This is a genomic window from Maricaulis sp. W15 (assembly GCF_001924955.1).
Lineage (GTDB): Bacteria > Pseudomonadota > Alphaproteobacteria > Caulobacterales > Maricaulaceae > Maricaulis > Maricaulis maris.
The window spans coordinates 241,277-263,644 of sequence record NZ_LQXG01000019.1 but is presented as its reverse complement, the minus strand read 5'-3'; the positions used below and the strand labels follow the sequence as shown (position 1 = coordinate 263,644).

General features: G+C 63.8%; 25 protein-coding genes. 9 read left to right on the top strand and 16 right to left on the bottom strand.

The window, feature by feature from the left end; all coding sequences use genetic code 11:
* Positions 1 to 9 precede the first annotated feature (9 nt).
* The 5 genes from AWH62_RS14105 (at position 10) to AWH62_RS14085 (ending at position 4,976) form a co-directional block, all read left to right on the top strand.
* The gene (locus AWH62_RS14105) at positions 10 to 960 is read left to right on the top strand and encodes a glycosyltransferase family 9 protein (protein WP_075191127.1); all 951 of its coding nucleotides are present in this window, start codon (positions 10 to 12) and stop codon (positions 958 to 960) included.
* A 3-nt stretch (positions 961 to 963) separates the two neighbouring features.
* Positions 964 to 2,301: a dihydroorotase gene (locus AWH62_RS14100; RefSeq protein ID WP_075191126.1), complete on the top strand. Its 1,338-nt coding sequence runs from the start codon at positions 964 to 966 to the stop codon at positions 2,299 to 2,301.
* A gap of 72 nt (positions 2,302 to 2,373) precedes the next feature.
* Positions 2,374 to 3,639, top strand: coding sequence for a SulP family inorganic anion transporter (locus AWH62_RS14095; RefSeq protein WP_075191125.1), 1,266 nt, complete (start codon positions 2,374 to 2,376; stop codon positions 3,637 to 3,639).
* A gap of 104 nt (positions 3,640 to 3,743) precedes the next feature.
* Positions 3,744 to 4,136 (top strand): DUF6165 family protein, encoded by a 393-nt coding sequence (locus AWH62_RS14090; protein WP_075191124.1) that lies wholly within the window; start codon positions 3,744 to 3,746, stop codon positions 4,134 to 4,136.
* 78 nt (positions 4,137 to 4,214) lie between these two features.
* A complete protein-coding gene (locus tag AWH62_RS14085; protein WP_075191123.1) occupies positions 4,215 to 4,976 on the top strand; it encodes a hypothetical protein in 762 nt (253 codons plus the stop codon).
* A 199-nt stretch (positions 4,977 to 5,175) separates the two neighbouring features.
* Here AWH62_RS14085 and AWH62_RS14080 read toward each other — a convergent pair whose 3' ends face one another.
* The 11 genes from AWH62_RS14080 to yaaA form a co-directional block, all read right to left on the bottom strand.
* Positions 5,176 to 5,658, bottom strand: coding sequence for a potassium channel family protein (locus AWH62_RS14080; RefSeq protein ID WP_075191122.1), 483 nt, complete (start codon positions 5,656 to 5,658; stop codon positions 5,176 to 5,178).
* A gap of 131 nt (positions 5,659 to 5,789) precedes the next feature.
* On the bottom strand, positions 5,790 to 6,971 hold the full coding sequence (locus tag AWH62_RS14075) for an ABC transporter permease (RefSeq protein ID WP_075191121.1): 1,182 nt from the start codon (positions 6,969 to 6,971) through the stop codon (positions 5,790 to 5,792).
* 9 nt (positions 6,972 to 6,980) lie between these two features.
* Positions 6,981 to 8,138, bottom strand: coding sequence for an ABC transporter permease (locus tag AWH62_RS14070; RefSeq protein ID WP_075191120.1), 1,158 nt, complete (start codon positions 8,136 to 8,138; stop codon positions 6,981 to 6,983).
* Positions 8,135 to 8,830: an ABC transporter ATP-binding protein gene (locus AWH62_RS14065; RefSeq protein ID WP_083635220.1), complete on the bottom strand. Its 696-nt coding sequence runs from the start codon at positions 8,828 to 8,830 to the stop codon at positions 8,135 to 8,137. The genes AWH62_RS14070 and AWH62_RS14065 overlap by 4 nt, the downstream gene beginning before the upstream one ends.
* A 99-nt stretch (positions 8,831 to 8,929) precedes the next feature.
* On the bottom strand, positions 8,930 to 9,955 hold the full coding sequence (locus tag AWH62_RS14060) for an efflux RND transporter periplasmic adaptor subunit (RefSeq protein WP_075191119.1): 1,026 nt from the start codon (positions 9,953 to 9,955) through the stop codon (positions 8,930 to 8,932).
* A gap of 102 nt (positions 9,956 to 10,057) precedes the next feature.
* Positions 10,058 to 10,522 carry a TIGR02301 family protein gene (locus AWH62_RS14055; RefSeq protein ID WP_158025635.1) on the bottom strand — a complete coding sequence of 155 codons (465 nt, stop codon included), beginning with the start codon at positions 10,520 to 10,522 and terminating at the stop codon, positions 10,058 to 10,060.
* An 8-nt stretch (positions 10,523 to 10,530) separates the two neighbouring features.
* The gene (locus AWH62_RS14050; protein ID WP_075191117.1) at positions 10,531 to 11,019 is read right to left on the bottom strand and encodes an NUDIX hydrolase; all 489 of its coding nucleotides are present in this window, start codon (positions 11,017 to 11,019) and stop codon (positions 10,531 to 10,533) included.
* Positions 11,016 to 11,405 carry a VOC family protein gene (locus AWH62_RS14045; RefSeq protein ID WP_233128333.1) on the bottom strand — a complete coding sequence of 130 codons (390 nt, stop codon included), beginning with the start codon at positions 11,403 to 11,405 and terminating at the stop codon, positions 11,016 to 11,018. The genes AWH62_RS14050 and AWH62_RS14045 overlap by 4 nt, the downstream gene beginning before the upstream one ends.
* Entirely contained in the window at positions 11,402 to 12,202 is an 801-nt protein-coding gene (locus AWH62_RS14040) for a 3-hydroxybutyrate dehydrogenase (RefSeq protein WP_075191115.1), read from the bottom strand. The genes AWH62_RS14045 and AWH62_RS14040 overlap by 4 nt, the downstream gene beginning before the upstream one ends.
* A gap of 262 nt (positions 12,203 to 12,464) precedes the next feature.
* Positions 12,465 to 12,794: a GIY-YIG nuclease family protein gene (locus AWH62_RS14035; protein WP_075191114.1), complete on the bottom strand. Its 330-nt coding sequence runs from the start codon at positions 12,792 to 12,794 to the stop codon at positions 12,465 to 12,467.
* A 196-nt stretch (positions 12,795 to 12,990) separates the two neighbouring features.
* Positions 12,991 to 13,782 carry a peroxide stress protein YaaA gene (gene yaaA / locus AWH62_RS14030; RefSeq protein ID WP_075191113.1) on the bottom strand — a complete coding sequence of 264 codons (792 nt, stop codon included), beginning with the start codon at positions 13,780 to 13,782 and terminating at the stop codon, positions 12,991 to 12,993.
* Positions 13,783 to 13,887: 105 nt separating this feature from the next.
* On the opposite strand from yaaA, the gene AWH62_RS14025 reads away from it, so the two are divergent.
* Positions 13,888 to 14,958 (top strand): endonuclease/exonuclease/phosphatase family protein, encoded by a 1,071-nt coding sequence (locus AWH62_RS14025; RefSeq protein WP_075191112.1) that lies wholly within the window; start codon positions 13,888 to 13,890, stop codon positions 14,956 to 14,958.
* Between the two features lie 305 nt (positions 14,959 to 15,263).
* Here AWH62_RS14025 and AWH62_RS14020 read toward each other — a convergent pair whose 3' ends face one another.
* From AWH62_RS14020 to AWH62_RS14005, 4 genes are read right to left on the bottom strand one after another with little or no spacing between them, the layout of a single operon-like run.
* The gene (locus AWH62_RS14020; protein ID WP_075191111.1) at positions 15,264 to 16,700 is read right to left on the bottom strand and encodes an FAD-binding oxidoreductase; all 1,437 of its coding nucleotides are present in this window, start codon (positions 16,698 to 16,700) and stop codon (positions 15,264 to 15,266) included.
* 25 nt (positions 16,701 to 16,725) lie between these two features.
* Complete coding sequence (locus tag AWH62_RS14015; RefSeq protein ID WP_075191110.1) at positions 16,726 to 17,694, bottom strand: L-threonylcarbamoyladenylate synthase; 969 nt, start codon at positions 17,692 to 17,694, stop codon at positions 16,726 to 16,728.
* A 50-nt stretch (positions 17,695 to 17,744) separates the two neighbouring features.
* Positions 17,745 to 18,293, bottom strand: coding sequence for a YceI family protein (locus AWH62_RS14010; RefSeq protein WP_075191109.1), 549 nt, complete (start codon positions 18,291 to 18,293; stop codon positions 17,745 to 17,747).
* Between the two features lie 5 nt (positions 18,294 to 18,298).
* Positions 18,299 to 18,877, bottom strand: coding sequence for a cytochrome b (locus AWH62_RS14005; RefSeq protein WP_075191108.1), 579 nt, complete (start codon positions 18,875 to 18,877; stop codon positions 18,299 to 18,301).
* A 185-nt stretch (positions 18,878 to 19,062) separates the two neighbouring features.
* Here AWH62_RS14005 and AWH62_RS14000 point away from each other — a divergent pair, with 185 nt between their 5' ends.
* Positions 19,063 to 20,820 (top strand): acyl-CoA dehydrogenase, encoded by a 1,758-nt coding sequence (locus AWH62_RS14000; protein WP_075191107.1) that lies wholly within the window; start codon positions 19,063 to 19,065, stop codon positions 20,818 to 20,820.
* Positions 20,821 to 21,232: 412 nt separating this feature from the next.
* Here the strand turns inward: AWH62_RS14000 and AWH62_RS13995 are convergent, their stop codons facing one another.
* Positions 21,233 to 21,613: a hypothetical protein gene (locus tag AWH62_RS13995; RefSeq protein WP_075191164.1), complete on the bottom strand. Its 381-nt coding sequence runs from the start codon at positions 21,611 to 21,613 to the stop codon at positions 21,233 to 21,235.
* Positions 21,614 to 21,826: 213 nt separating this feature from the next.
* Here AWH62_RS13995 and AWH62_RS13990 point away from each other — a divergent pair, with 213 nt between their 5' ends.
* Together AWH62_RS13990 and AWH62_RS13985 are read left to right on the top strand one after the other, a co-directional pair.
* A complete protein-coding gene (locus AWH62_RS13990) occupies positions 21,827 to 22,048 on the top strand; it encodes a hypothetical protein (RefSeq protein ID WP_075191106.1) in 222 nt (73 codons plus the stop codon).
* Positions 22,045 to 22,365: a YbjQ family protein gene (locus tag AWH62_RS13985; protein ID WP_075191105.1), complete on the top strand. Its 321-nt coding sequence runs from the start codon at positions 22,045 to 22,047 to the stop codon at positions 22,363 to 22,365. The genes AWH62_RS13990 and AWH62_RS13985 overlap by 4 nt, the downstream gene beginning before the upstream one ends.
* Positions 22,366 to 22,368 lie beyond the last annotated feature (3 nt).

Below are 22,368 nucleotides of genomic sequence, written 5' to 3'. Positions count from 1 at the left end.
GCGGTGCCCATGCAACGCGTTCTTTTCATCACATCGACCCGTATCGGTGATGCGATCATCAATTCCGGGGTCCTTGACCATCTCGTGCGGACGCGTCCCGAGGCGCGCTTCACGATTGCCTGTGGTCCGCTCGCCGCCTCGCTTTTCACCGAAACCCCGCGCCTCGAGCGCATCATCGTGATGCGCAAGAAGAAGGCGGGGCTGCATTGGTGGAATCTCTGGCGCGAAACCGTTGATGTGAAATGGGACCTCGTGGTCGATCTGCGCTGTTCGGGAACGGCCTGGTTCCTGCGCGCCAAGGAACGTCGCATTCTCAAACAAAGCGCCGTGCCGGTGCCCAAGGTCGAGGAGGCGGCCAGCGTGCTGCGGCTCGCACCGGCACCGGACCCGAAACTGCACCTGTCTGACGGCGTACGCGCCGAAGCTGCCGCGCGCGTGCCAGGCGAGGGGCCATACCTCGCGATCTGCCCGTCGGCCTCGTGGATTTTCAAGGTTTGGCCGGCGGAGAAGTTTGCCGAATTCATCCTCCGCTTCACCGCACCGGACGGGGTCATGCCGCACGCCCATGTCGTGATGCTCGGCGGGCCGGGTGACGAGATGTATGCCCAGCCGATCTATGACGCCCTGCCGGAGATCGAGTTCGTCGATCTGCTGGGCCTCGGCCTGCCGGAAACCGCCGCCTGTCTGGAACGCTGCCGTCTCTATGTCGGCAATGATAGCGGGCTGATGCATATGGCCGCCGCCGTCGGCACGCCGACGCTGGGCCTGTTCGGACCGTCGGATGACCGCTGCTATGCGCCCTGGGGCACACATACCGATGCGGTGCGCGGACCGGTGACATTCGAGGAGATCGACAGCGCCCATGACGACCGCCGCAAGGCATCGACGAGCCTGCTGGCGGACCTCAGCGTGGATAGCGTGTATGATGCCGCCAAGGCGCTTTTTGAGAGGACGAGCTGAGCCATGACCCAGACCTTCGACGTGATTCTCAAGGGCGGCGAAATCGTCAATCATGACGGGCGCGGCCATGCCGATATCGGCATCATTGCGGGCAAGACCGCAGCGATCGGTGACCTGTCGCAAGCGTCGGCGGGCGAAGTGGTCGATTGTTCCGGCCTGATGGTCTTGCCGGGCGTGATCGACAGTCAGGTCCATTTCCGCGAGCCGGGCATGGAGTGGAAGGAAGACCTGCAATCGGGCTCGCTCTGCGCCGTGATGGGCGGGGTCACCGCCGTGTTCGAAATGCCGAACACCAATCCCACCACCACCGTGCCGGACATGCTGACCGACAAGCTGGCCCGGGCGAAAAACCGCATGCATTGCGACCATGCCTTCTATGCCGGTGCGACCAATGAGAATGCCGACATATTGCCCGAGATGGAGCGCATGCTGGGCTGTTGCGGTGTGAAAGTCTTCATGGGCGCTTCGACCGGCTCGCTGCTGGTCGCCGATGATGAGGGTGTGGAACGGGTCCTGCGCGCGATCAAGCGCCGTGCGGCCTTCCATTCCGAAGACGAATACCGCCTCGCGGATCGCCGTGGGCTGGCGGTCGAGGGCGATTGGACCAGCCACCCGCATGTGCGTGACGCCGAAGCCGCCATCATGTCGACCAAGCGCCTGGTGCGCCTGGCCCGCAAGACCGGCAAGCGCATCCATGTGCTGCACATCTCCACGGCCGAAGAGATGGACTTCCTCGCCGATCACCGCGACATCGCCTCGGTCGAGGCGACGCCGCAACATCTGACGCTGGAAGGCCCGGAGATTTATGAGCGCATCAAGGGCCGGGCGCAGATGAACCCGCCGATGCGCGATGCCCGTCACCGGGCCGGCCTGTGGCGCGGTATCCAGCGGGGCATTGTCGATGTGATCGGGTCCGACCACGCGCCGCACACGCTGGAAGAAAAGGCCAAGCCCTATCCGCAAAGCCCGTCCGGCATGCCCGGCGTGCAGACCCTTGTGCCGATCATGCTCGACCATGTGAACGCCGGCCGTTTGACCATTGAACGCTTTGTCGATCTGACCTCGGCCGGCGCCCAGCGCATTTTCGGCATTGCCGGCAAGGGCCGCATGGCAGTCGGTTGGGATGCCGATTTCACCCTGGTCGACATGAAGCGGACCGAGACCATCACCGATGCCTGGTCGGCGTCGAAATCCGGCTGGACGCCGTTTGACGGCATGTCGGTGACCGGCTGGCCGGTTGGCACGATCATTCGCGGCCGCTCGGTCATGCGCGACGGCGAGCTGGTCGTCTCCGGCGGCGGCGAACCAGTGCGCTTCATGGAAGCCCTGCCGCACGACTAGAGCCGGACGCTTGCGGCGCTGTGGCGCTGTGGCGCAGTGGCGATGAGGCGGTGGCGGTGCTAACAGGGCTGCATGCGCCTGCCCAAGCTCCTGACGACGATCCGGACCTATGATCTCGGTCAGTTCACGGCCGACCTGCTTGCCGGGTTGACCGTGGCGATGGTCGCGCTGCCGCTCAGCCTTGCCATCGCGATCGCTTCGGGCGCTGACCCGTCCACCGGCCTGGTGACCGCTGTGGTCGCCGGTTTCCTGATCTCCGCCTTTGGTGGCAGCCGGGTGCAGATCGGCGGGCCGACCGGGGCCTTCATCGTAGTGGTGTTCGGAATCATTGCCGATCACGGCTATGACGGCCTCGTTCTGGCCACCCTGATGGCCGGCTTCATCCTGCTTGTGGCCGGCTATTTCCGGGCCGGTCGGCTGATCGCCCACATCCCGGAGGCCGTGGTCAATGGCTTCACCATCGGCATCGCCATCATCATCGCGACCAGCCAGATCAAGGACTTTTTCGGGCTCCGTCTCGATCACCTGCCGGCCGATTTCATCGAGACCGTGCCGATGCTGGCGGGCGCGGCCGACACGCTCAACCTGTCCGCACTCGCCGTGGCGGTGGTGGCGCTGGTCTGCATATTGGTGCTGCGCCGGCAGGCGCCGCGCTTTCCCGGCCTGATCGTCGGATTGGCCGTGGCATCGGGCCTGGTCGTCTTCATGAACCTGCCGGTCGACACGATCCAGTCGCGTTTTGGCGCCTTGCCGTCCGGCCTGCCGATGCCGGCCCTGCCGGACATCTCCTGGTCGCGGCTTGTGGCGCTTCTGCCCTCGGCGATCATCATTGCCTTCCTGGCCGGGGTGGAATCCCTGCTTTCGGCGATGGTCGCGGACCGGATGATTGACGGCAAGCACCGGCCCAATGCCGAACTCACCGCCCAAGGTATTGCCAATATCGGCTCGGCCCTGTTCGGCGGATTGCCGGCCACCGGCGCCATTGCCCGCACCGCGACCAATGTCCGCGCCGGTGGCAAGACGCCCGTCGCCGGCCTGGTGCATGCACTGGCACTGCTGGCGATTATCCTGTTCGCCGCGCCGGCTGCTGGCTATCTGGCCATGCCGGCCCTGGCCGCCCTGTTGATGGTCACGGCCTGGAATATGAGTGAACCGCATCGCTGGCCGGAATATTGGCGAGCTCCGGTCGGTGATCGCGCCCTGCTTTTCATCACCCTGGTGCTGACTGTCTTTGTCGACCTGACCGTCGCCATCGGGGTCGGCGTGGCGCTTGGCCTGGCGTTGCGTCTGGGACGGCGCAAGCCCGATGAAAGTGACTGGACGCCGCCCGAACGCTGAGCATCAACTGGGTGCGGCGATGATGAAGCGCTGGATTCTTTGCCGCCAACTCACGACAATCGCGCCAGAATCCAAATCACGCACCTCGCGAGAAGGCTTGTGTCATGACTACCACCATCCTCACCGCCATCGCCCCGGGCGAGCTGATCGACAAGATCACCATCCTGCGCATCAAGTCCGAACGCATCGACGACGAAGCCAAGTTGAAAAATGTCCGCACCGAGCTGGCCATTCTCAACGAGACCCTGGCCAGGGACGTGCCAGCCAGCGATGAGCTGTCCCGTCTCGACGCGGCGCTGCAGGCGGTCAATGAAGAGCTCTGGGTGATCGAGGACGATATCCGTGATTGCGAGCGGGCTGGCGATTTCGGACCGGAATTCATCCGCCTCGCCCGCGCCGTCTATGTCACCAATGACAAGCGCGCGACGCTCAAGAAGGAGATCAACCTCCTTTTGGGGTCCAATATCGTCGAAGAGAAATCCTACGCCGCCTATTGAGTTGATTGGCCAGGCTCTGTATGCGGGCGGGCATCCGGCGGCCCTTCGGGACCGCTGACGTCAAGCAAGGACTGCCTTTTGGAACGCCAGAGCTTCTATTTCTTCGATATCGACGAAAACATCCTCCACCTGCCGACGCGCATTCACCTGCTCAATACGATGACGGGTGAGGAGCGGGCCATGCGGCAGCACGAGTATGAGGATATCAAGGCCTATCTCGGCGTGCCGGGCCTGTGGGAAGACTGGGCCGATCCGCCGGCCCGCGCCTATCGCGAGTTTGCCGACGGCAAGGATCGCAATGGCGAGGAATACCTGTTGCGCGACGTCAAACGGGCCATGGACAGCGCCAATTGGCGTGGTCCGTCCTGGGAGATTTTCAAATACGCTGTGCTCAAGCGTCGTCCGGTGGCCATTGTTACCGCGCGCCAGCACTCGCGCGAGATCATCAAGGCGGCGCTGAAACTGATCGTCGATGCCGGCCACCTGCCGGAAGAGCCGAACTATCTGGCCATTTATCCCTGTTCCAATCCGGTGATCCGTGACGAACTCGGCCCGCACCTGACGACTGCCGGCCTCAAGCGCCGTGCCATTCGCCAGTGTGTCGAGCAGGGGCTGGAGCAATATGGCCGCGATCTGCCGCACTCCTTCGGCATGTCCGATGATGATTTGAAAAATGTCGACCTGATCACCTCGGCCATGCTCGAGGCCAAGCTGGACTATCCCGACAAGCGCTTTTTCGTGATCTCCACCAATCGCCGCCGCCATGTGAAAATGGAAATCCTGCCGCCCCACAAGGACGAGGAAAAGCTCCGCGCGGCGGAGGATGACTGGTACGGGTGAGGTGTCGGCGGTCACGCGCCCTGAAATCAACAAACCCTTGTCAACTTGCTTGGCCGGATTCCGTGTATTATCTAGGTGCAGGTCGGTTTGCAGCAAAACAGGGAGAGCCATGAGATGACTGAGCGCGTCGAACGAGGCTTCCGTTGGGTTGCGAACCATCCCGGTGGGGCGGTTTCATGGGCTGCGAGCATTGGAGCGATCATTTCGCTTGTTCTTGCGCTTGTCGCGTCTGCTTGAGCAGCTCGCCCGCGGTGCCCACGAGTAATCCAAGGAAAATATAGCCAAGCAGGGCTTGAGAGGCAGCCAATGCGCGCGCCTCTGCGGATGGAGCCAGATCTCCGTATCCCAGCGTGGTCCAGGTCACCACGGAAAAGTAGATGGCCTCGTGATAGCTTGGGAATTGACCGGCTTCGGTCTGGGCAAAGCCACTCATTTGGTAGAAGCGGGCGAACACGAAAATTATGACCGTCCCGTGGATCACGAGCGCGGACAGGGTTCGCAACGGTGACAAGCGGCGCATTTCAAGCATTCCGCCGATAATTGTGGTGAGCGCCAGCAATCCGACGGTGACGGGCAATTGGGCGCCCGTTTGGAAAACCGTCACCGGCCGCCAGATCGCTGCGGCGAAAATGGCTGTGGATACCAGCAGCGGCAAGAAATAATAGCCATAGACCGCCCGCACGAGACTCCCCCGAAAGCGCCACCCGTCGGCATGCTACTTTAGAGGGAGTCGGTTTTCCAGACCGTCGAATGGTCCGGTGGCTGGACAAGTCGGGAGCAGGCAGGGCTGGCGCCTGGCTGCCCCCGAAATGCCTATTCGCTCCTGTGAACCGTCAGCAGCGGCACATAGGCCGAGCGGATGGCCGGGACGAGGCCGCCGAGGAAGCCGATAATGATGGCCATCACCATGCCGGCGATCACCGAGCCGCCGGTCACGGCGAAGGAAAACACCACCTGGGTGAAGCCTGATCCCAGTGTCGACGCGGATATCCCGTTGAACAGGAGATAGACGGCGCCGGCGCCGACCAGGCCACCGATCGCGGCCAGAACGAGGGACTCGACCATGGTGCCGACGGCAGCGGCAAAGCCGGAAAAGCCGATGGCGCGCAGGGTGGCGATCTCGCGCATGCGGGTATCGACCGAGGAATACATGGTGTTCCACGCCCCGGCGAGGGCGCCGATCGCCATCACGATGGCCAGCGGCCAACCGATGAATTCGATCAGCACGGCCGTTCCGCCCGCTTGGCCGGAGAAGAAATCGGTTTCGCTCTGGATGTCGAGATTCAGGCGTGGCTCGTTTTCCTCATAAGCGCGCAGCTCTTCAATGGCCTCCGGTGAGGTCAGCCGGGCCCGGATGGATTGCACGCCGGTGCCGCGATTGTAGAGATTCTGGATGACCGCGATGTCGGCCCAGATTTCGCTGTCGAACACCGAACCGCCAGTGGAGAAGATGCCGACCACGACCCATTCATTGGGGCCGAGGCGGATGGTCTCGCCGAGTTCGAAGCCGGAAAACTCGCGCAACACCGCCTCGCCGACCACCAATTCATTGGTGCCCGTCTCGAACATGCGACCTTCAACGAGTTCAAAGCCTTCGCGCAGGCGCAGGGCTTGTTCACCAACGCCGCGCAGGGGCAGGTTGGCTTCGGTTTGGGAGGAGCGCTTGATGCCGTCGGCAATGACAAAGAGTTCGCCGGACACCAGTGCGGTCCCGTCGGCATCACGCGCGATGCCAGGGGCCTCCTCGATCAGGCGGACCTGGTCCGAGGAGAGGCCGGAATTGAGTTCGGCCTGTGACCCGGCCCGTAACATGACAGCCACGCTCTCGGACCCGGTGCCCTGCAGGGTTGCCCGGAAACCGTTCGACATGGCGAGGAAGCCCAGCAGCACGCCGGTTACCAGCGCGATCGAGATGATGGTCGCCAGGGACAGTCCGGCACGCTGGGGGATGGAGCGCAGGTTCAGCAGGGTGACAGCGCCGATTTGGTTCAACATGACGCGCTCCTATTGCTTGCCGAGCGCGGTGATGATTTTCACCCGCTGTGCATTGATGGCGGGGACAATCCCGGTGAGCAGGCCCAGCAGGATCGCCAGTCCGACGCCGACCCAGAACACTTGTGCCGACAGGGCGAGGCCGGGCAGGAAGGCCGCCGCGGCGTCGGCGACACCGGAAATCATCAGATTGGCCAAGCCGAGGCCGAGCAGGCCACCGACCAAGCTGAGCATGACGGATTCTGCCAGCACCATGCGGAAGATGCGCGGGGCCGGGAAGCCGAGTGTTTTCATCACGGCGATCTCGCCGGTCCGCTCATTGATTGCGGTCACCATGGTGAAGCCGACAATGATCAGGATGGTGGTGAAGGCCGAGCCGACCACGAACAACAGGATCAAGGCGATATTGCCAAACTGGTTGGCGAAGGCCTCGTTGAAGGCGGCCTCGGTTGTTGTTTCGGTTTCGGAAGGCGAATTGGCGAACAACTCATCGACCGCGCGGGACACCTGGTCGTTAAAGGACGGGTCTGTCGTGTTGATGATCAACCAGCCGACCTGGTCGGAGTTGAAGGCCAGCGCCTCGTTGTAATAGTCGTAGTGGAACACGGCGTAATTGGCCGGCACCTTGTCGTCTTCCGCGTCGAAAATGGCGCAGATGTTGAAGGTCCAGCTCGAAGTGCCGTCGGTCTTCTGCCAGATGTTGGACAGGAGCGGGATGGTGTCGCCGACCGACCAGCCATACTGACCCGCCAGATCGGTACCGACCAGCAGGCAATCGCGCGTGTCCAGGAAGGCCTGGCGCTGCTCGGCGGGCATGGTCAGCTCCGGATAGGCTGCAAGATAGGTCGCCGGGTCGACGGCGAAGGTCTGGACCTGTTGCGTTTGCTCCTGGAAATAGCCGCCGAACCAGCTGGCATGGGCCACATTCTCGACGCCTTCGAGCGCCGAGACGCGCGTCCAATAGGCGAAGGGCATCGAGACGGTGAAATTGATCCGGTTGACCGTGATCAGCCGGTTGTCAGCCGCAAGCGCTCCGCCCGACGTCCACACTGTGTGGAAGGCCCCGAGAACCCCGAAGATCAGAAAAGCGATCAGGATCGACAGGGTGAGCAGGATCGCCCTCAGCTTCTTGCGGAAGAGATTCTTCCGGATCAGCGTGAGATCATTCATTGGGCCGGCTCCTGCGCCTGTTCGACGAAGCGGCCCTTGTCGAGATGCAGTTCGCGGCGGGCGTATTTGGCGGCCGAGGGGTCGTGCGTGACCATGACGATGGCCTTGCCGAGATCCTTGTTGAGGAGCTGTAGCGTCTCCAGGATTTCATCGGCCGACTTGCGATCGAGATCACCGGTCGGTTCGTCGCACAGCAGGACTTTCGGATCGGCGACGATGGCGCGGGCGATGGCGACGCGCTGCTGCTGCCCGCCGGAGAGCTGGCGCGGCCGGTGACCCTTGCGGTCGGCCAGGCCGACAATGTCCAGCGCCGTGGCGACACGCTCCTTGCGCTGCTTGCCGGACAGGCCGGTTAGCAGCAGGGGGAGTTCGACATTCTGGGCCGCGGTCAGCGTCGGCATGAGATTGTAGAACTGGAAGATGAAGCCGACATTCTGGGAGCGCCATTTGGCCAGCTTGCCTTCCGACAGCTTGTCGACGCGGACGCCCTGGCATTCCACCGATCCCGATGTCGGACGGTCGATGCCGCCGAGCAGGTTGAGCAGGGTTGTCTTGCCGGAACCGGACGGACCCATGATCGCCATGAAATCCCCCTCCGGGATGGTCATGGTGAGTTCCTCGAAAATCGTGATCGACTCCTTGCCGCGGGTATAGCCCTTGGACAGGTCGGTGAGGCTGTAGAGCGACGTCATCGGCATTTCCTCGTTCGGCTGGCCGTCGCGCTCTTTTCGGGCGTCGGCGGTATCGGGCAAGCGTGCAGCAAACTGGTTGCTTTGTAAATAAAAGTACTTCTACTCGATGAAGATAACGCGCGATGCCATGTCCGGCAGGATGCGGCCATCGCGTTCATCGAAGGCAACGCGGACGGTGATGGTGGCGCGGGCGCGGTCGGCGGTCGGGATGATGGCCTCGACATGGGCGGGGATGCGCCAGTCCGGATAGGCATCCAGCCGGGCCTCGACGCGTTGACCGGGCGTGACGCGGCCGATCTGGCCCTCATTCACATCGACCTCGATCTCCAGCGACTCCATGTCGACCAGGGTGGCGACACCGGTCCGGGTGAAACCGCCGCCGGCCGAGGCCGGGGACAGGATCTCGCCGACCTGGGCATTCTTGGCGATGACGATGCCGGTAAAGGGTGCGCGCACGATATGGCGGTCGATCAGGTCTTCCTGGGCCCGCACCTGGGCGGCGACGGCCTGGTAATCGGCGCGCGCGGCATTGATTTGGGCGGTCAAGCTGTCGACCTGGGCACGGGCCGCGGTGACAGCGGCCTGGGAGCCGATATCGCGGGCGGCCAGCGTATTGGCCCGTTCCAGCACGGTCTGGGCCTCGTTGAGTTGGGCGAGCAGCGAGCGCGGGCGCGTCGCCGCGGCGTCGCGCTGGGCCATCAGGAGGTCGAGCTGGATGCGGGCGCGGGTATCGTCCAGACGGGCCAGGACCTGGCCTTCCTCGACCCGGGCTCCTTCTTCGACCAGCAATTCGGCGATGCGGCCGGAAATCTCGGCCGACACAGTGGCTTGCCGCCGGGCGACGACATAACCGGTGGCCACCAGGCCCGAGCTGCGCGGTGCGGGCCGGGCCGGCGTCGCGGCGGCTTGTGATGGCGTTTCGGAGGCGGGCGTGGGCGGCTCGACGGCCGCGACCGGCTGTGGTGCCGGCGTGGCGCTGCGGGTCAGATACCAGGTCGCACCGGCCGACACGGCGGCAAAGATGAGGGCGATGATCAGCGTGGTGGCAATCGACACGCCGCCTGAGCTCGCGCCCTCGTCGCGATCAATACTCAGTGATTCCAGTTGTGACCGGCGATCCGACATCTTGTCCCCTCACGCATCCCGCAGTCATCCTTACCGCGAGTTCATGACAATGGGAACGGGACTGGTGCGCGGCAAGTCCCGCTGGCGCCGGTTCAATCGCGCTCAATCAAAATAGGCCGAGCGCATCATTTCCGATAAATCCCGGCCGCGATGGGCAAGGGCGCGGCGTTCGGCGTCGGCTTCGAGACCGCAGCGGGTACGATAGCGTTGCTGGGCGCGGTAGCCGTCATTGAAACCCTCGATCAACCGGTCGCGCCAGCGCCGGTCATCGGCCGCTTCCATAGCCAGGAGTTCAACCATCTGCTCGCGCCATTGCTGGTCGTCGGGGCCGGAACAGGCGAAGGCCAGATAGTGGAGTTCGCCAAGCGTGTAGGCGAGATAGGGCAGGGTGCGTTCCAGGTCGAGCTCTTCGCGGATCTCCGGCGCGATGGCGTCATCGCGGGCCGGTTGGCCGGCTTCACGGGGCTCGGCGACCGGTTCCGGACGGGTAAAACTGCGCGGTTTCTGGGCCAGGGCCGGGGTCGCCACAAGGGCCAGCAGGACAGGGAGGGCAAGGAGCGCGCGCATGGCGCGCATCATGGCACGGATTGTGGCGCGCTCAAGGCGGCGACGATCTTGCGGGCCCGGCCGATCACATCGCGGGTGCGGTCCCATTGGGTGCGCGCGATCGCTTCGTCATAGGGCAGGAAGGCGGCCTCGGTGACATCATCCGCCGGCACCGGTTCGCCGCCGGTCCAGACGCCGGCAAAGTCGACCAGCAGATAGTGCCAATCGCCCGGCTGGCCGGTCTCGCGCAGGCCGATACTGTCGATCACATCGATCAGGCCGACAATGCGCGCCGTGGTGCCGGTCTCCTCGGCCAGTTCGCGCAGAGCCGCTTCGGCAGCGGTCTCGCCATATTCGATCTTGCCGCCGGGCAGCGACCATTGCCCCTCATAGGGCGGCTTGCCGCGCTTGATCAGCAAAACCTCATCGCCGCGGAATACCACCATGCCGGCCCCCGGCACGGGCTGGCGCCGCGTGGCGGTGTCAGACGCTGCAGTCCCGTCAGAGGGCGAACTCATTCGTCCGGATCATTGGCGGCCTGCGGGTCATACTTGCCATTGGGCGACCAGATCGCGAGCTCATTGCCGCTCGGATCGGTGAAATGGAAACGCCGCCCGCCCGGAAAGTCCTCGCGATTGATGATCTTGCCGCCGGCCTCTTCGACCCGCACTTCGGCGGCGAGGATGTCCTTGGCTTTCAGGATGATCAGGCAGCCGGTGGCAAAGGTCTTGTCCTCAAGCCGCAACCCGCCATCCAGTCCGGCATTCTCGAACGCGGCATAGGCCGGGCCGAAATCAATGAAGCTCCAGCCGAAGGCGCCGGCATAGAAGGCCTTGGCGGCTTCCATGTCGGTGACCGGTATCTCGTTATAGTCGATCTTGAGAATGGCTTCGTTGTCGTTCACTTGGCTGTCCATCCGCCGTCTACGCTGATCCAGGAACCATTCATATTGGCCCCGGCATCGGAGACAAGATAGAGCAAAGCACCGGCCAGCTGCTCATAGGTGACAAATTTCTTGGTCGGCTGGGCTGCCAGCATGACATCGCGCACGACTTCATCCTCGGTTATCCCGCGCGCCTTTGCCGTGTCGGCGATCTGGTTTTCCACCAGCGGTGTTTTCACATAGCCGGGGCAGATCGCATTGCAGGTGATGCCGTCCTCGGCGAGTTCCAGGCCCAATGTCTTGGTGAAACCCATCACGCCATGCTTGGCCGCGACATAGGCCGACTTGAACGGTGAGGCGACCAGGCCGTGGGCCGAGGCGAGATTGACGATGCGCCCCTTGCCCTGACGCTTCATGATCGGGATTGCGGCTTTCGCTGCATGGAAGACCGAGGTCAGGTTGATGGCGATGATGGCGTCCCATTTCTCGGCCGGGAAGTCCTCGACCGGCGAGACATGCTGGATGCCGGCATTGGACAGCAATATGTCCAGCCGCCCGAACTCCCGCTCGGCCGAGGCGACCATGTCGGCAATCTCGTCCGGCTTGAGCATGTTGGCCGGATGGTAGCGCACCTCGACCCCGTGATCCGCCGCGATCTTCGCCCGCAGGGTCTCGATCTCAGCCGTATCGCCCAGCCCGTTGAGAATGATGTGACAGCCATTCTGAGCCAGTGCCTCGGCCATCGCCGCGCCAATCCCGCTCGTCGAGCCGGTAATGATGGCGACCTGGCCGCTCAGATCCGTACGAATGGAAGACATGAACCACCCTTCAAGTTTGCGCGGAGCGCAAGAGACGGGATGGCGGCAGGGAGGTCAAGGGGGCTGCACTTTTCTTCCCCACGATGTGAAAGCCCTCTCCATCCACCGTCACCCCACGGTCGCGGCGCGCCGCGATCCGGGGGGCCTCAGTGCTGGGGTCGCCGGGTGAAACGGGGAAGCGGGCGCGCGCAAGCCCCGTCGGCCAGTCGAGGTCCCCCGGATGATCGCTGCGCGCTCACCGTGGGATGACGGTTAAAAAAGATCAGAGTTTCAAATCCGGGTTGGGCGGCACGGCCCAGAGCTCGTCCCAGAGGTCACGCCAGTGCGGATTGCGGTCCTCGATGAGATTGATCTTCCATTGCCGCGGCCATTTCTTGATCCGCTTCTCGCGGTGGATGGCCTCGACGATCGCGCCGTGCGGTTCCCACCAGACCAGGCTGGTGCATTTGTATTTGCGGGTGAAGCCGGACGCGGTGCCATCCTTGTGCTGCCGGACCCGCCAGAGGAGGTTGGCCGTCACACCGGTATAGAGCGGCCCATCATACCGGCTGGCCATCATGTAGACGGCAATCGTGCCTTCCCGGTCTTCCATGCAATTTATAATCGCATGATATTCGCATGCACTCAATTCACCGTCATCCCACGGTCGCGGCTCTGCCGCGATCCGGGGGACCTCAGCGCTGAAGGCGCCGGATGAAACGGGGAAGCGGGTGAGCGCAAGCCCCGTCGGCCAGCCGAGGTCCCCCGGATGATCGCTGCGCGATCACCGTGGGATGACGGTGAGGAGATTAAGCCGCCTTCTTCCCCGCCGCCGCCGGCTGCGGCCGGGTGAACAGCAGATCGCCCTCGCTCGAGCCCTCCGCTTCAAGCCGGTAGCCGCCGAGGTCGAACTTCACCAGGTCGGCCGGGTCGGTGATGCGGTTTTCGATGGCCCAGCGGGCCATCATGCCGCGGGCCTTTTTGGCGAAGACCATGAGGGCGCGCAGCTGGCCGTCTTTTTCTTCCTTGAAGGTTGCGGTGATGACGCGGCCCTTCAGCGCCTTCCTGTCGACGGCCTTGAAATACTCGTTCGAGGCCAGGTTGAGGATGATCGGTTCGGCGGCCTCGGCCTGCAGGCTGTTGAGCTCTTTTGCGATCTTGTCGCCCCAGAAATCATACAGGCTCTCGCCGCGTCTTGTGTGCAGCTTGCGGCCCATCTCCAGGCGATAGGGGTGAATGGCGTCGAGCGGTTTCAGGGCGCCATACATGCCCGACAGGATGCGCAGATGATCTTGGGCCCAGTCGAGATCATCGGCGGAGAGCGTGTGCGCCTCGAGGCCGCGATAGACCTCGCCATTGAAGGCGAAGGCGGCCTGTTTCACACCGGGCTGGTCGGCGTCGAAGGCTTGGAAACGCTCGCGATTGAGGCGGGCGAGATCATCATTGATCTTCATCATCGCCTTGATCTTGGGAGCCGTCAGCTGACGCGTCGTCTTCGACAGGATCCGGGTCTCACCGATCAGGTCCGGCGTGGTCGTTGGCAGATCGCGATCGATGGCGTCGAAATTCATGTTCTTGGCGGGCGAGAGCAGAATCAGCATGGGCAATCTCCTTGCCGGTAAAGATAGGGCCCGTGCGGGCGCGTTGCCAGTGGCCGGCCGCCCGTTTTGGTTGTATCCTGCACCTGCTGAACAGGGGAGCGCGGCATGTCCTTCTTTTATGATCTCGACAAGTCTGACCCGCTCCAGCGCCGAATTGCCGCAAATCTGCTGACGTTGGGCGACGCCCTGACCGAGCAGATCCCGGCAAAGTCGATTGACGACACGCTCCTGCTCGCGACCTGGAATATCCGCGAATTCGACAGCCCGGCCTATGGGCTGCGCGGCATCGAACCCTATCACTATATCGCCGAGATCATCTCGCGCTTCGACCTGGTGGCGATCCAGGAAGTGCGGCGCGACACCGAACCGCTGGAAAAATTGCGCCGCCTGCTCGGGCGCTGGTGGAAATATCTGGTCACCGATGTCACTGGCGGCTCGGAGGGCAACAAGGAGCGCATGGCCTTCCTCTATGACAGCCGCAAGGTGCGTTTTGGCGGGCTGGCCAGCGAGGTCGTGATACCGCCGATCGAGACGCGTGATGCCAATCGCAAGCTGGTCTACACGCCGTCCAAGCAATTGGCGCGGACACCCTATCTGGTCGGTTTCGAGACCGGCTGGTTCAAATTCATGCTGTCGACGGTCCATATCGTCTACGGCCAGAGCAAGGCCGAAGACCCCAAGCGCGAGGCCGAAATCCGGGCCATTGCCGATTTCATGGCGGCCCGCGCCAGGGAAGATCATGCCTGGGCGCGGAACATGATCCTGCTTGGTGATTTCAACATTTTCGACCCGGGCGATGTGACCTTCACGGCGCTCACCGATGCCGGCTTCGTCATTCCGGAAGGCCTGCAGCAGGTCACCAATGTCGGCAAGGAGAAGCGCTTTTTCGACCAGATGGCCTTCATGACGCCGAACCTGCGCAAGGATCAGATCCTCGCTTCGGGCGCCTTCAACTTCTACGACCATGTTTATCGCGAGGCCGATGAGGCGACCTATATCCCCGACATGGGCGCCGCCTATGACACCACATCGTCAGGCAAGCCGAGAGGCAATAAATCGCTCTATTACAAGACCTATTGGCGCACCCACCAGATGTCCGACCACCTGCCGCTCTGGGCTGCGCTGAAAGTGGATTTCGGACGGGATTATCTGACGCGGCTGGCGGGTCGGGGCTGACGAATAATCGGAACAGCCAGAATTCGTGCGCAGAAAACGCGGGACGGGCACCATTCGTCCCCCTTACGCCCCGCGCCTCCGGCGCGAACCCCGCCATAGACCGCTTGCCGAGAGACCGCCGTATCCGCTTCTTCAGGTCAAGGGCCGTAGAGCGGCCGCTGCGCGGTTTCACCCTTGAGCTGAAGAAGCGGATACGGCCTGCTGACTGACAAGCGATTTATGGACCGTCCTGCGCGATGGCGCCGCGGACGTCGCCGAACAAATGGCCGCTTGACCGATACCGGTGGGGCCAGCCCGAACATGCGCTACAGCAAGACCCGCGGATTCATGATCCCCTTCGGGTCCAGCGCCGTCTTGATGGCGCGCATCACAGCGACATCAACCGGTTTGCGGCTGGCCAGTTCGGCGCGTTTTAATATGCCGATACCGTGCTCGGCCGAGATCGAGCCGCCGAAGCTGTCGACGAGGTCGTAGACCAGGCGCGAAAGCGGGGCGGCCTGGGCGATGAAGGCGTCATCGGCGCCGGTTTCCCGGGCGGCGACATTGAAATGGACATTGCCATCGCCGACATGGCCAAAGGCGATGACGAGGGCGCCGGGAAATTCGGCTTCCACGGCGGCCGTGGCCTTGGCCATGAAGGCCGGCATTTTCGAAACCGGGATCGAGACATCATGCTTGACCGCCTTGCCATGGGCCCGTTCGGCCTCGGCAATGGTTTCGCGCAGGCGCCAGAAATCATGGATCTGGCTGTCATTCTCGGCGATGGCCGCATCGGCGACCAGTCCGGCTTCAAAGCCCTGGCCCAGCGCGTCCTCGAGCGTCTCGCGTGCCCCGTCGGCGCGACCGAAGCTCATCTCACACACCACATACCAGGCATGCTCGCCAGTCAGTGGATCGCGGGTCCCGGGCACATGCTCCAACACCATCTCCAGCGCCATGCGCGGCATCAGTTCGAAGGCGGTGACGGCGCCGCCGGAGACCTGTTTGGCGAGGCCGAGGAATTTGACGGCATCCTCGGCGCTGGCGAGGCCGCAGAACGCGACTTCCATGCGGGACGGGCGCGGGAAGAGTTTCAGCGTGGCGGCTGTGATGATGCCCAGCGTGCCTTCGGCGCCGATCAGCAATTGTTTGAGATCATAACCGGTATTGTCTTTTCGAAGGCCAGTCAGCCCGGACCAGATCGTTCCGTCGGGCAAGACGGCCTCGAGGCCCAGGACCAGTTCGCGGGTCATGCCATAGCGCAGCACATGCACGCCGCCGGCATTGGTCGAGATCAGCCCGCCAATCATCGCCGAGCCTTGTGATCCCAGCGACAGTGGGAAGAGGCGGTTATTGTCGGCAGCGAGGGTCTGCAGGTTTTCCAGCACGCAGCCGGCCTCGACGGTCATTGAGTCATTGTCGACATCGACTTCACGGATCGCGGTCATCCGCTTCATCGTGATGAGGACCTCGCCCTGGGGCGTTGCGGCGCCGCACAGCGAGGTATTGCCGCCTTGCGGGGTGATGCCGACACCGGCCTCGTGACACAGGCGCACACAGGCAGCCACTTCTTCGGTATTGGCCGGCTTGAGCAGGATCGGGGTTGAACCCTGATAGCGACCGCGCCAGTCCGCAACATGGGGCGCCAACTCGTGCTCATCCTGCGACCAGCCCTTGGGCCCGAGCACTTGTTTGAGCTGGGCGAGCAGGGCGGCCGGCAATGTGGTGCTGGCGGGGCTGGCGGTTGAGAGCGTGTCGGTCATAACGGGTCCGGTACGGGGCTTGTGGTCAGATCAGGTCGTCTTTGGGCGCGGCGGCGCGCTGCAGCCGGTCATTGATGGCTTCACCCAAACCCTCATCGGGGATGGGTGCAACCGCTATTCTGGCCGCGCCGCGTGCGTCGAGTGCGCGCAGGGCCGCAAACAGCCCGGTCGCGGCCTCGGCGAGATCACCGCCGGGTGACAGGTTGAGATCGCCGTCGATCGGACCAAAGCCCAGGAAAACCTCCCCCGCTTGGGCCGCGCTGGCATTGAGACGCATGGCGGCATTGGGGGCGTAGTGGCTTTTCATCATGCCCGGTGCCAGCAGGGTGTCGCTCGAGCCCGGCTCGGCAAGCCGTCCGGTGATGGCCTCGATCTGGCGGCGGGCGAGACCGCCGGGGCGCAACAGGGTTGGTGTACCGCCCAGCAGGGCGATGACGGTCGATTCCAGGCCGACCGGACAGGCGCCGCCATCGAGGATGAGATCAATCCGCTCACCCAGACCGTCCGCGACGTGCTGAGCCGTGGTCGGGCTGATACCGCCGGACGGGTTGGCGCTCGGCGCAACCAGTGGCCCGTCAAAAGCGCGGATCAGGGCTTGGGCGGCGGCATGGCGCGGCGCCCGCAGGGCGATGGAGTCGAGGCCGGCATTGGCGATGTCGGCAATCGGTGCGTCCGGGCGTTTCGGCAGGACCAGGGTCAGCGGCCCGGGCCAGAAGGTTTCCGCGAGTTGATCCGCCAGGTCGGGCCAGCCAGCCAAGCGCCAGGCCATGTTGGGGCCCGCGACATGGGCGATCAGCGGGTTGAAGCGCGGCCGCCCCTTGGCCGCATAGAGCCGGGCGACAGCGTCAGCATTGCCGGCATCGGCGGCGAGGCCGTAAACCGTCTCGGTCGGCATGGCGACGAGACCGCCAGCCTTGAGAATGGCGGCGGCCTCTTCGATCACGGCGGGATCGCTTGCCGGTTTGATCGGGGCGGGTTTCACAGGGGCGCTCATGGCGATGAGCTAGCCCCCAAGCCCCCTGTCATGCAAGCACAAGCCGCAAGTCAGTTCGCCGCATCGGCCTCGATGTGCAGGACCATGGCGATTTCCGCCGCTGCCGATCCCCAGCTCGACCCGCCAATGCCGAAATCGGTCCGGGCGATGACGAAATGGCTGTCAGCCACGGCGCGGCCATCGGTGATGTCCAGGGTGAAGGGCATGACCAGCGGCTGGTCGCTGCCACGAATGGTCAGGATGCCGTGCGCTTCATAACCGGTGTCGGTGGCCCGGATGTCGTCGGAGACAAAACGCGCCGTCTCGAAATCGGTCGGGTTGAGACCGGCATTCGAGAGCATGCTGTCATCCATCTGGCGATTGCCGGTCGAACCGCTGGCCGTGGTCACGCTGGCCTCGATCCGTGCGTTTTCCAGATCGGCCGGGTCGAGCGTGATCGCGGCGGTCCATGTGTCAAACGCGCCGGTGACGGCGCCGCCCGAGACCGTGGTCTCGAAGGCGACCGAGGAGGCGTCATGGTCGACGGTCCAGTCCTGGGCGAGGGCCGTCGGCGCCATCAGCGCCAGGCCGGCGAGGGCGAGCAGGGAGGTACGCAACATCAAGATTATCCTTTCAGGACGGGGATCATGCGGCCGATCAATCCATCCTTGTTGATGAACTGGTGCTTAAGGGCTGCCGCGACATGCAGGCCGAGCAGGCCGAGAATGGCCCAGCCGCCGGCACCGTGCACGCTGCCGGACAGGTCCTGGAAGCCTTCGGTCTGCGGGACGGGCAGTTTCGGCAGGACGAGATCAGGATTGTTGAAGAGAAGGGTGGGCGGTTCGGCGGCCGAGGCAGCGATCAGCCCGCCCAGCGGCATGCCGATCATGATGGCATAGAAGGCCCAATGGGTTGCTGTGGCGGCAAATCGCTCCCAGCCCGCCATGCCGTCGGGCAGGGCCGGAACCGGATGGGTCAGCCGCCAGGCGAGGCGGCCGAGCGACAGGACGAGGATCAGGAGGCCGGTCGTCTTGTGGGCATTATAGGCGAACTGTACCTCGGCAATCGACACATCGCCGCCGGCAAACAGCGCCTCGCGCAAGTCTTCCATATGCCAAGCATAGAACACCATGCCGACCAGAAGGACGGCGAGGATCCAGTGCAGGGCAATGGCAACCCCGGTATAGGTTTTGGGCGCGGTCATATCGGTCTCCCAGATTGCCGGCCTTTGCCGGTCACATGACCCATATGATGCCATTGGCCGTCGCGATAAAGCCACACCTTTGGATGCGATGGACAAAACACTGTTTCCGGATTCGCATCGGTGCGGCATGCCGCTATGTTGCGCGACAAGAAATGCCAAACAGGCAATCCATGAGGAGGTTGGTCATGTCCTATCGCGCGCCCGTCGATGAAATGCGTTTCACGCTGGAAGAAGTGGCGGCCGTGGAAGGGCTGAAGGCGACCGGCGCCTTCCCCGACTTCTCCGCCGATCTGACGGCGGCGATCCTGGACGAGGCCGCCAAGCTGGCCGAGGGCGTGCTGGCGCCGCTCAACCGGGTCGGTGATGCCGAACACTGCAAGCTGGAAAACGACAGGGTCACCACCCCGACCGGCTTCCCGAAGGCTTATGCCCAATTCGTCGAGGGCGGCTGGCAGGGGCTGCAGTTCGGAACCGAACATGGCGGCATGGGCCTGCCGCGGGCGCTGGGGGTGACGGTGCTGGAAATGATCCAGGGCGCCAATCTCTCCTTCGGGCTTGGCCCGATGCTGACCTATGGCGCCATCGAGGCGCTGATCGCGCACGGCACGGACGAGCAGAAGGCGATGTATCTGCCCAAGCTGATCACCGGCGAATGGTCGGGCACGATGAATCTGACCGAGCCGTCGGCCGGCTCCGATGTCGGCGCGCTGCGCACCAAGGCCGAGCCCAATGCGGATGGCAGCTGGGCAATCTCGGGCCAGAAAATCTTCATCACCTGGGGCGATCACGACTGCGCCGAGAATATCATCCATCTCGTGCTGGCCCGCACGCCGGACTCGCCGGAGGGCAGCAAGGGCATTTCGCTCTTCATTGTGCCCAAAGTCCTGCCCGACGGTTCGGCCAATTCGCTCAAGGCGATCGGTCTGGAGCACAAGCTGGGCATTCACGGTTCGCCGACATGCACCATGGAGTATGCCGGGGCGACCGGCTGGCTGATCGGCGGCGAGAATGCCGGCATGCGCTGCATGTTCACGATGATGAATTCGGCCCGTCTCAATGTCGGCGTCCAGGGCGTCGGCATTGCCGAGCGCGCCTATCAGCAGGCCTTGGCCTACGCGGCCGACCGCAAGCAGGGCCGTGCCATGGATGCCGAGGGTCCGGCGCCGCACGCCATCATCCATCATCCCGACATCAAGCGGTCGCTGGCGCTGATGAAAGCCAAGATCGCCGCAGCGCGCGCCATCTGCGTGTCCTGTGCGGTCGCCGCCGACATGGCGCATTATGGTGACGAGGACGAGGAGAAGGCGGCCGCCAAACGCCGCGAGGAACTCCTCACCCCGATCGCCAAGGCCTGGTCGACCGATATCGGGGTCGAGGTCGCTTCGGCCAACATCCAGGTCCATGGCGGGATGGGCTATATTGAGGAGACCGGCGCCGCCCAGCATTTGCGCGATGCCCGCATCACCCCGATCTATGAAGGCACCAATGCCATCCAGGCGATTGATCTGGTGGGCCGCAAACTCTCCATGGCCGACGGTGCGGCCTTTGACGAGCTCTATGCTGATATCGACCAGACGATCGAGAGCTGCCTGACGTCCTCCCATCCCGACCTGCCGCCGCTCGGTGAACGCCTGCGCGACAGCCTGGAAGCTTTGCAAGAGGCCGCCGACTGGCTCGCCGAAGCCGACATGAAGGACCGCCTGGCCGGCGCCACGCCTTTCCTGACCCTGGCGGGTGAGACCGTCGGCGGCTGGCTGCTCTGCGTCGGTGCCGTCTCGGCCCGTCGCCGCCAGAAGGAAAATGTCGGTGATCCGGCTTTCGCCGCCCAGCGCATCGCCCTCGCCAATTTCTACGCCGAAGCCGTCATGACCCTGGCGCCGTCGCGCGTCGACGACATCACCATGGGTGCCGACATGATTGATGAGGTCGGTTTCGGGCTTTAGGGGCGGCTTGCGCCTTTTCCGCCCCATAGCGCGGGGAGAAAATACCCCTCCATCCCCTCTCATTTTTCCCGGCTCTCCGCCCCGCTTTTGCGGGGCTGCGGCCGGGAAAAAAGTGTTTGGCTTGGCGGCGGCGGCGCGTGGCAGAATTCGGCGCTGATGACGCGGATAGGCCCGCTGACCACCACACGTTTGTCATCCCGGGCGAATGGCCTGCGTACGCAGGCCGCAGACCCGGGACCCAGACGCCCGGTCCTGCCAGCTTTCGCGATAATGGGTCCCGGATCTCCGCCCGGCTCGGGGCCGGGCCTGCGTCCGGGATGACAAGCGAGAGCGTCGTGGAACGCACCGCCAGCGCTCGCCCTTTTTCATTTTTCCCGGAGGCGCGAGCGCCGTGGCGATACCGATGCTTGGCTTACACCCACACCGCGTCGGCGTCGGGATGGCCGCGACCGTCGAGAAGACGGATCAGGCCGACGACACTGCGGATCAGCATCCACAACCAGGTCAGGGCCAGGCCGATGGCGCCGAAGAGGGACAGGATGCCGGTCAGGATCATGAAGGTGCATACGACGATGCTCAGCACCGCCGTCCAGAAGGACTTGATCTGGTAGGTATAGTGCGATTGCAGCCAGCGCGGCGCCCGTTCGCGTCGGGAATAGGCGATGATCACGGCGAGGATGCTGGAAATGCCGATGATATTGCCGATCAGGAACAGCACATAATTGAGGCCGGCGAATAATTTGTCGTCGCGGTCGGCCGCTTGGCCGTTCGGTTCGATGATCGTGTCGGACATGGGGCATTTCTCCTTGTCGATCAGGGTGCCAGCAGGCGGCGCCGCGTCCAAGCGGGACAGGGCGGACAAGTGTCCCCTGCGGCTTCGCGGCCACGATTGCAGCTTAAAATACCGTCATTGGCAGGCTGACTTCTTGGTTGCGGGCGAATTTCGACGTATCGAAGAAGGTGTATTCGTCCGCACAGGACCATTCAGCCAGCGTTAGGCAGCCCCGTGTTAGGCAGATTTCTGGATATTGCGATACCGGTTCTCCTTCTGGGTGGACTGGCCGGCTATCTCGGACTGCTCGCCGCCGGCTTGCTGGCCGGCTGGCAACTGCCCTATCCCGTCAGCTATCTCTGGCTGGCGGCGACCGGGTGTCCGGCGCTGGGAGTGGCATTGATGTATTGGCGGGCCTGTTCGGACCGGCTTGTGCTGCAAGGGGATGAGGAATGAGCCTGATAATCACGATGGGCGATACGGTGCCCGGGCGCGAGATCGACCGTACGGTGGGCATTGCCCGCGGCAATGTTGTCCGCGCCCGCTTTTTCGGGCGCGATTTCATCGCCGGCCTGCGCAATCTGGTCGGCGGCGAAGTGCCCGAATATACCAGTCTTCTCTCGGAATCGCGCGAACAGGCGCTGGACCGCATGGTCCGGCATGCCGAGGAGCTGGGCGCCGATGCCATCATCACGGTCCGCCTCTCGACATCCTCCGTGATGGAAGGCGCCGCCGAAATTCTCGCCTATGGAACCGCAGTCAAATTGAAATGAGTC

Coding starts and splice junctions, on each gene's coding strand:
- AWH62_RS14105 (WP_075191127.1), top strand. CDS start 10: ATGCAACGCGTTCTTTTCATCACATCGACCCGTATCGGTGATGCGATC.
- AWH62_RS14070 (WP_075191120.1), bottom strand. CDS start 8,138: ATGAATGATCTCACGCTGATCCGGAAGAATCTCTTCCGCAAGAAGCTG.
- AWH62_RS14065 (WP_083635220.1), bottom strand. CDS start 8,830: ATGACGTCGCTCTACAGCCTCACCGACCTGTCCAAGGGCTATACCCGC.
- AWH62_RS14075 (WP_075191121.1), bottom strand. CDS start 6,971: ATGTTGAACCAAATCGGCGCTGTCACCCTGCTGAACCTGCGCTCCATC.
- AWH62_RS14060 (WP_075191119.1), bottom strand. CDS start 9,955: ATGTCGGATCGCCGGTCACAACTGGAATCACTGAGTATTGATCGCGAC.
- AWH62_RS14040 (WP_075191115.1), bottom strand. CDS start 12,202: ATGTCTTCCATTCGTACGGATCTGAGCGGCCAGGTCGCCATCATTACC.
- yaaA (WP_075191113.1), bottom strand. CDS start 13,782: ATGCTGATTCTGCTCTCGCCCGCCAAGAACATGAATTTCGACGCCATC.
- AWH62_RS14055 (WP_158025635.1), bottom strand. CDS start 10,522: ATGCGCGCGCTCCTTGCCCTCCCTGTCCTGCTGGCCCTTGTGGCGACC.
- AWH62_RS14005 (WP_075191108.1), bottom strand. CDS start 18,877: ATGACCGCGCCCAAAACCTATACCGGGGTTGCCATTGCCCTGCACTGG.
- AWH62_RS14035 (WP_075191114.1), bottom strand. CDS start 12,794: ATGGAAGACCGGGAAGGCACGATTGCCGTCTACATGATGGCCAGCCGG.
- AWH62_RS14090 (WP_075191124.1), top strand. CDS start 3,744: ATGACTACCACCATCCTCACCGCCATCGCCCCGGGCGAGCTGATCGAC.
- AWH62_RS14020 (WP_075191111.1), bottom strand. CDS start 16,700: ATGACCGACACGCTCTCAACCGCCAGCCCCGCCAGCACCACATTGCCG.
- AWH62_RS13985 (WP_075191105.1), top strand. CDS start 22,045: ATGAGCCTGATAATCACGATGGGCGATACGGTGCCCGGGCGCGAGATC.
- AWH62_RS14010 (WP_075191109.1), bottom strand. CDS start 18,293: ATGTTGCGTACCTCCCTGCTCGCCCTCGCCGGCCTGGCGCTGATGGCG.
- AWH62_RS14025 (WP_075191112.1), top strand. CDS start 13,888: ATGTCCTTCTTTTATGATCTCGACAAGTCTGACCCGCTCCAGCGCCGA.
- AWH62_RS14000 (WP_075191107.1), top strand. CDS start 19,063: ATGTCCTATCGCGCGCCCGTCGATGAAATGCGTTTCACGCTGGAAGAA.
- AWH62_RS13995 (WP_075191164.1), bottom strand. CDS start 21,613: ATGTCCGACACGATCATCGAACCGAACGGCCAAGCGGCCGACCGCGAC.
- AWH62_RS14015 (WP_075191110.1), bottom strand. CDS start 17,694: ATGAGCGCCCCTGTGAAACCCGCCCCGATCAAACCGGCAAGCGATCCC.
- AWH62_RS14095 (WP_075191125.1), top strand. CDS start 2,374: ATGCGCCTGCCCAAGCTCCTGACGACGATCCGGACCTATGATCTCGGT.
- AWH62_RS14100 (WP_075191126.1), top strand. CDS start 964: ATGACCCAGACCTTCGACGTGATTCTCAAGGGCGGCGAAATCGTCAAT.
- AWH62_RS14050 (WP_075191117.1), bottom strand. CDS start 11,019: ATGAGTTCGCCCTCTGACGGGACTGCAGCGTCTGACACCGCCACGCGG.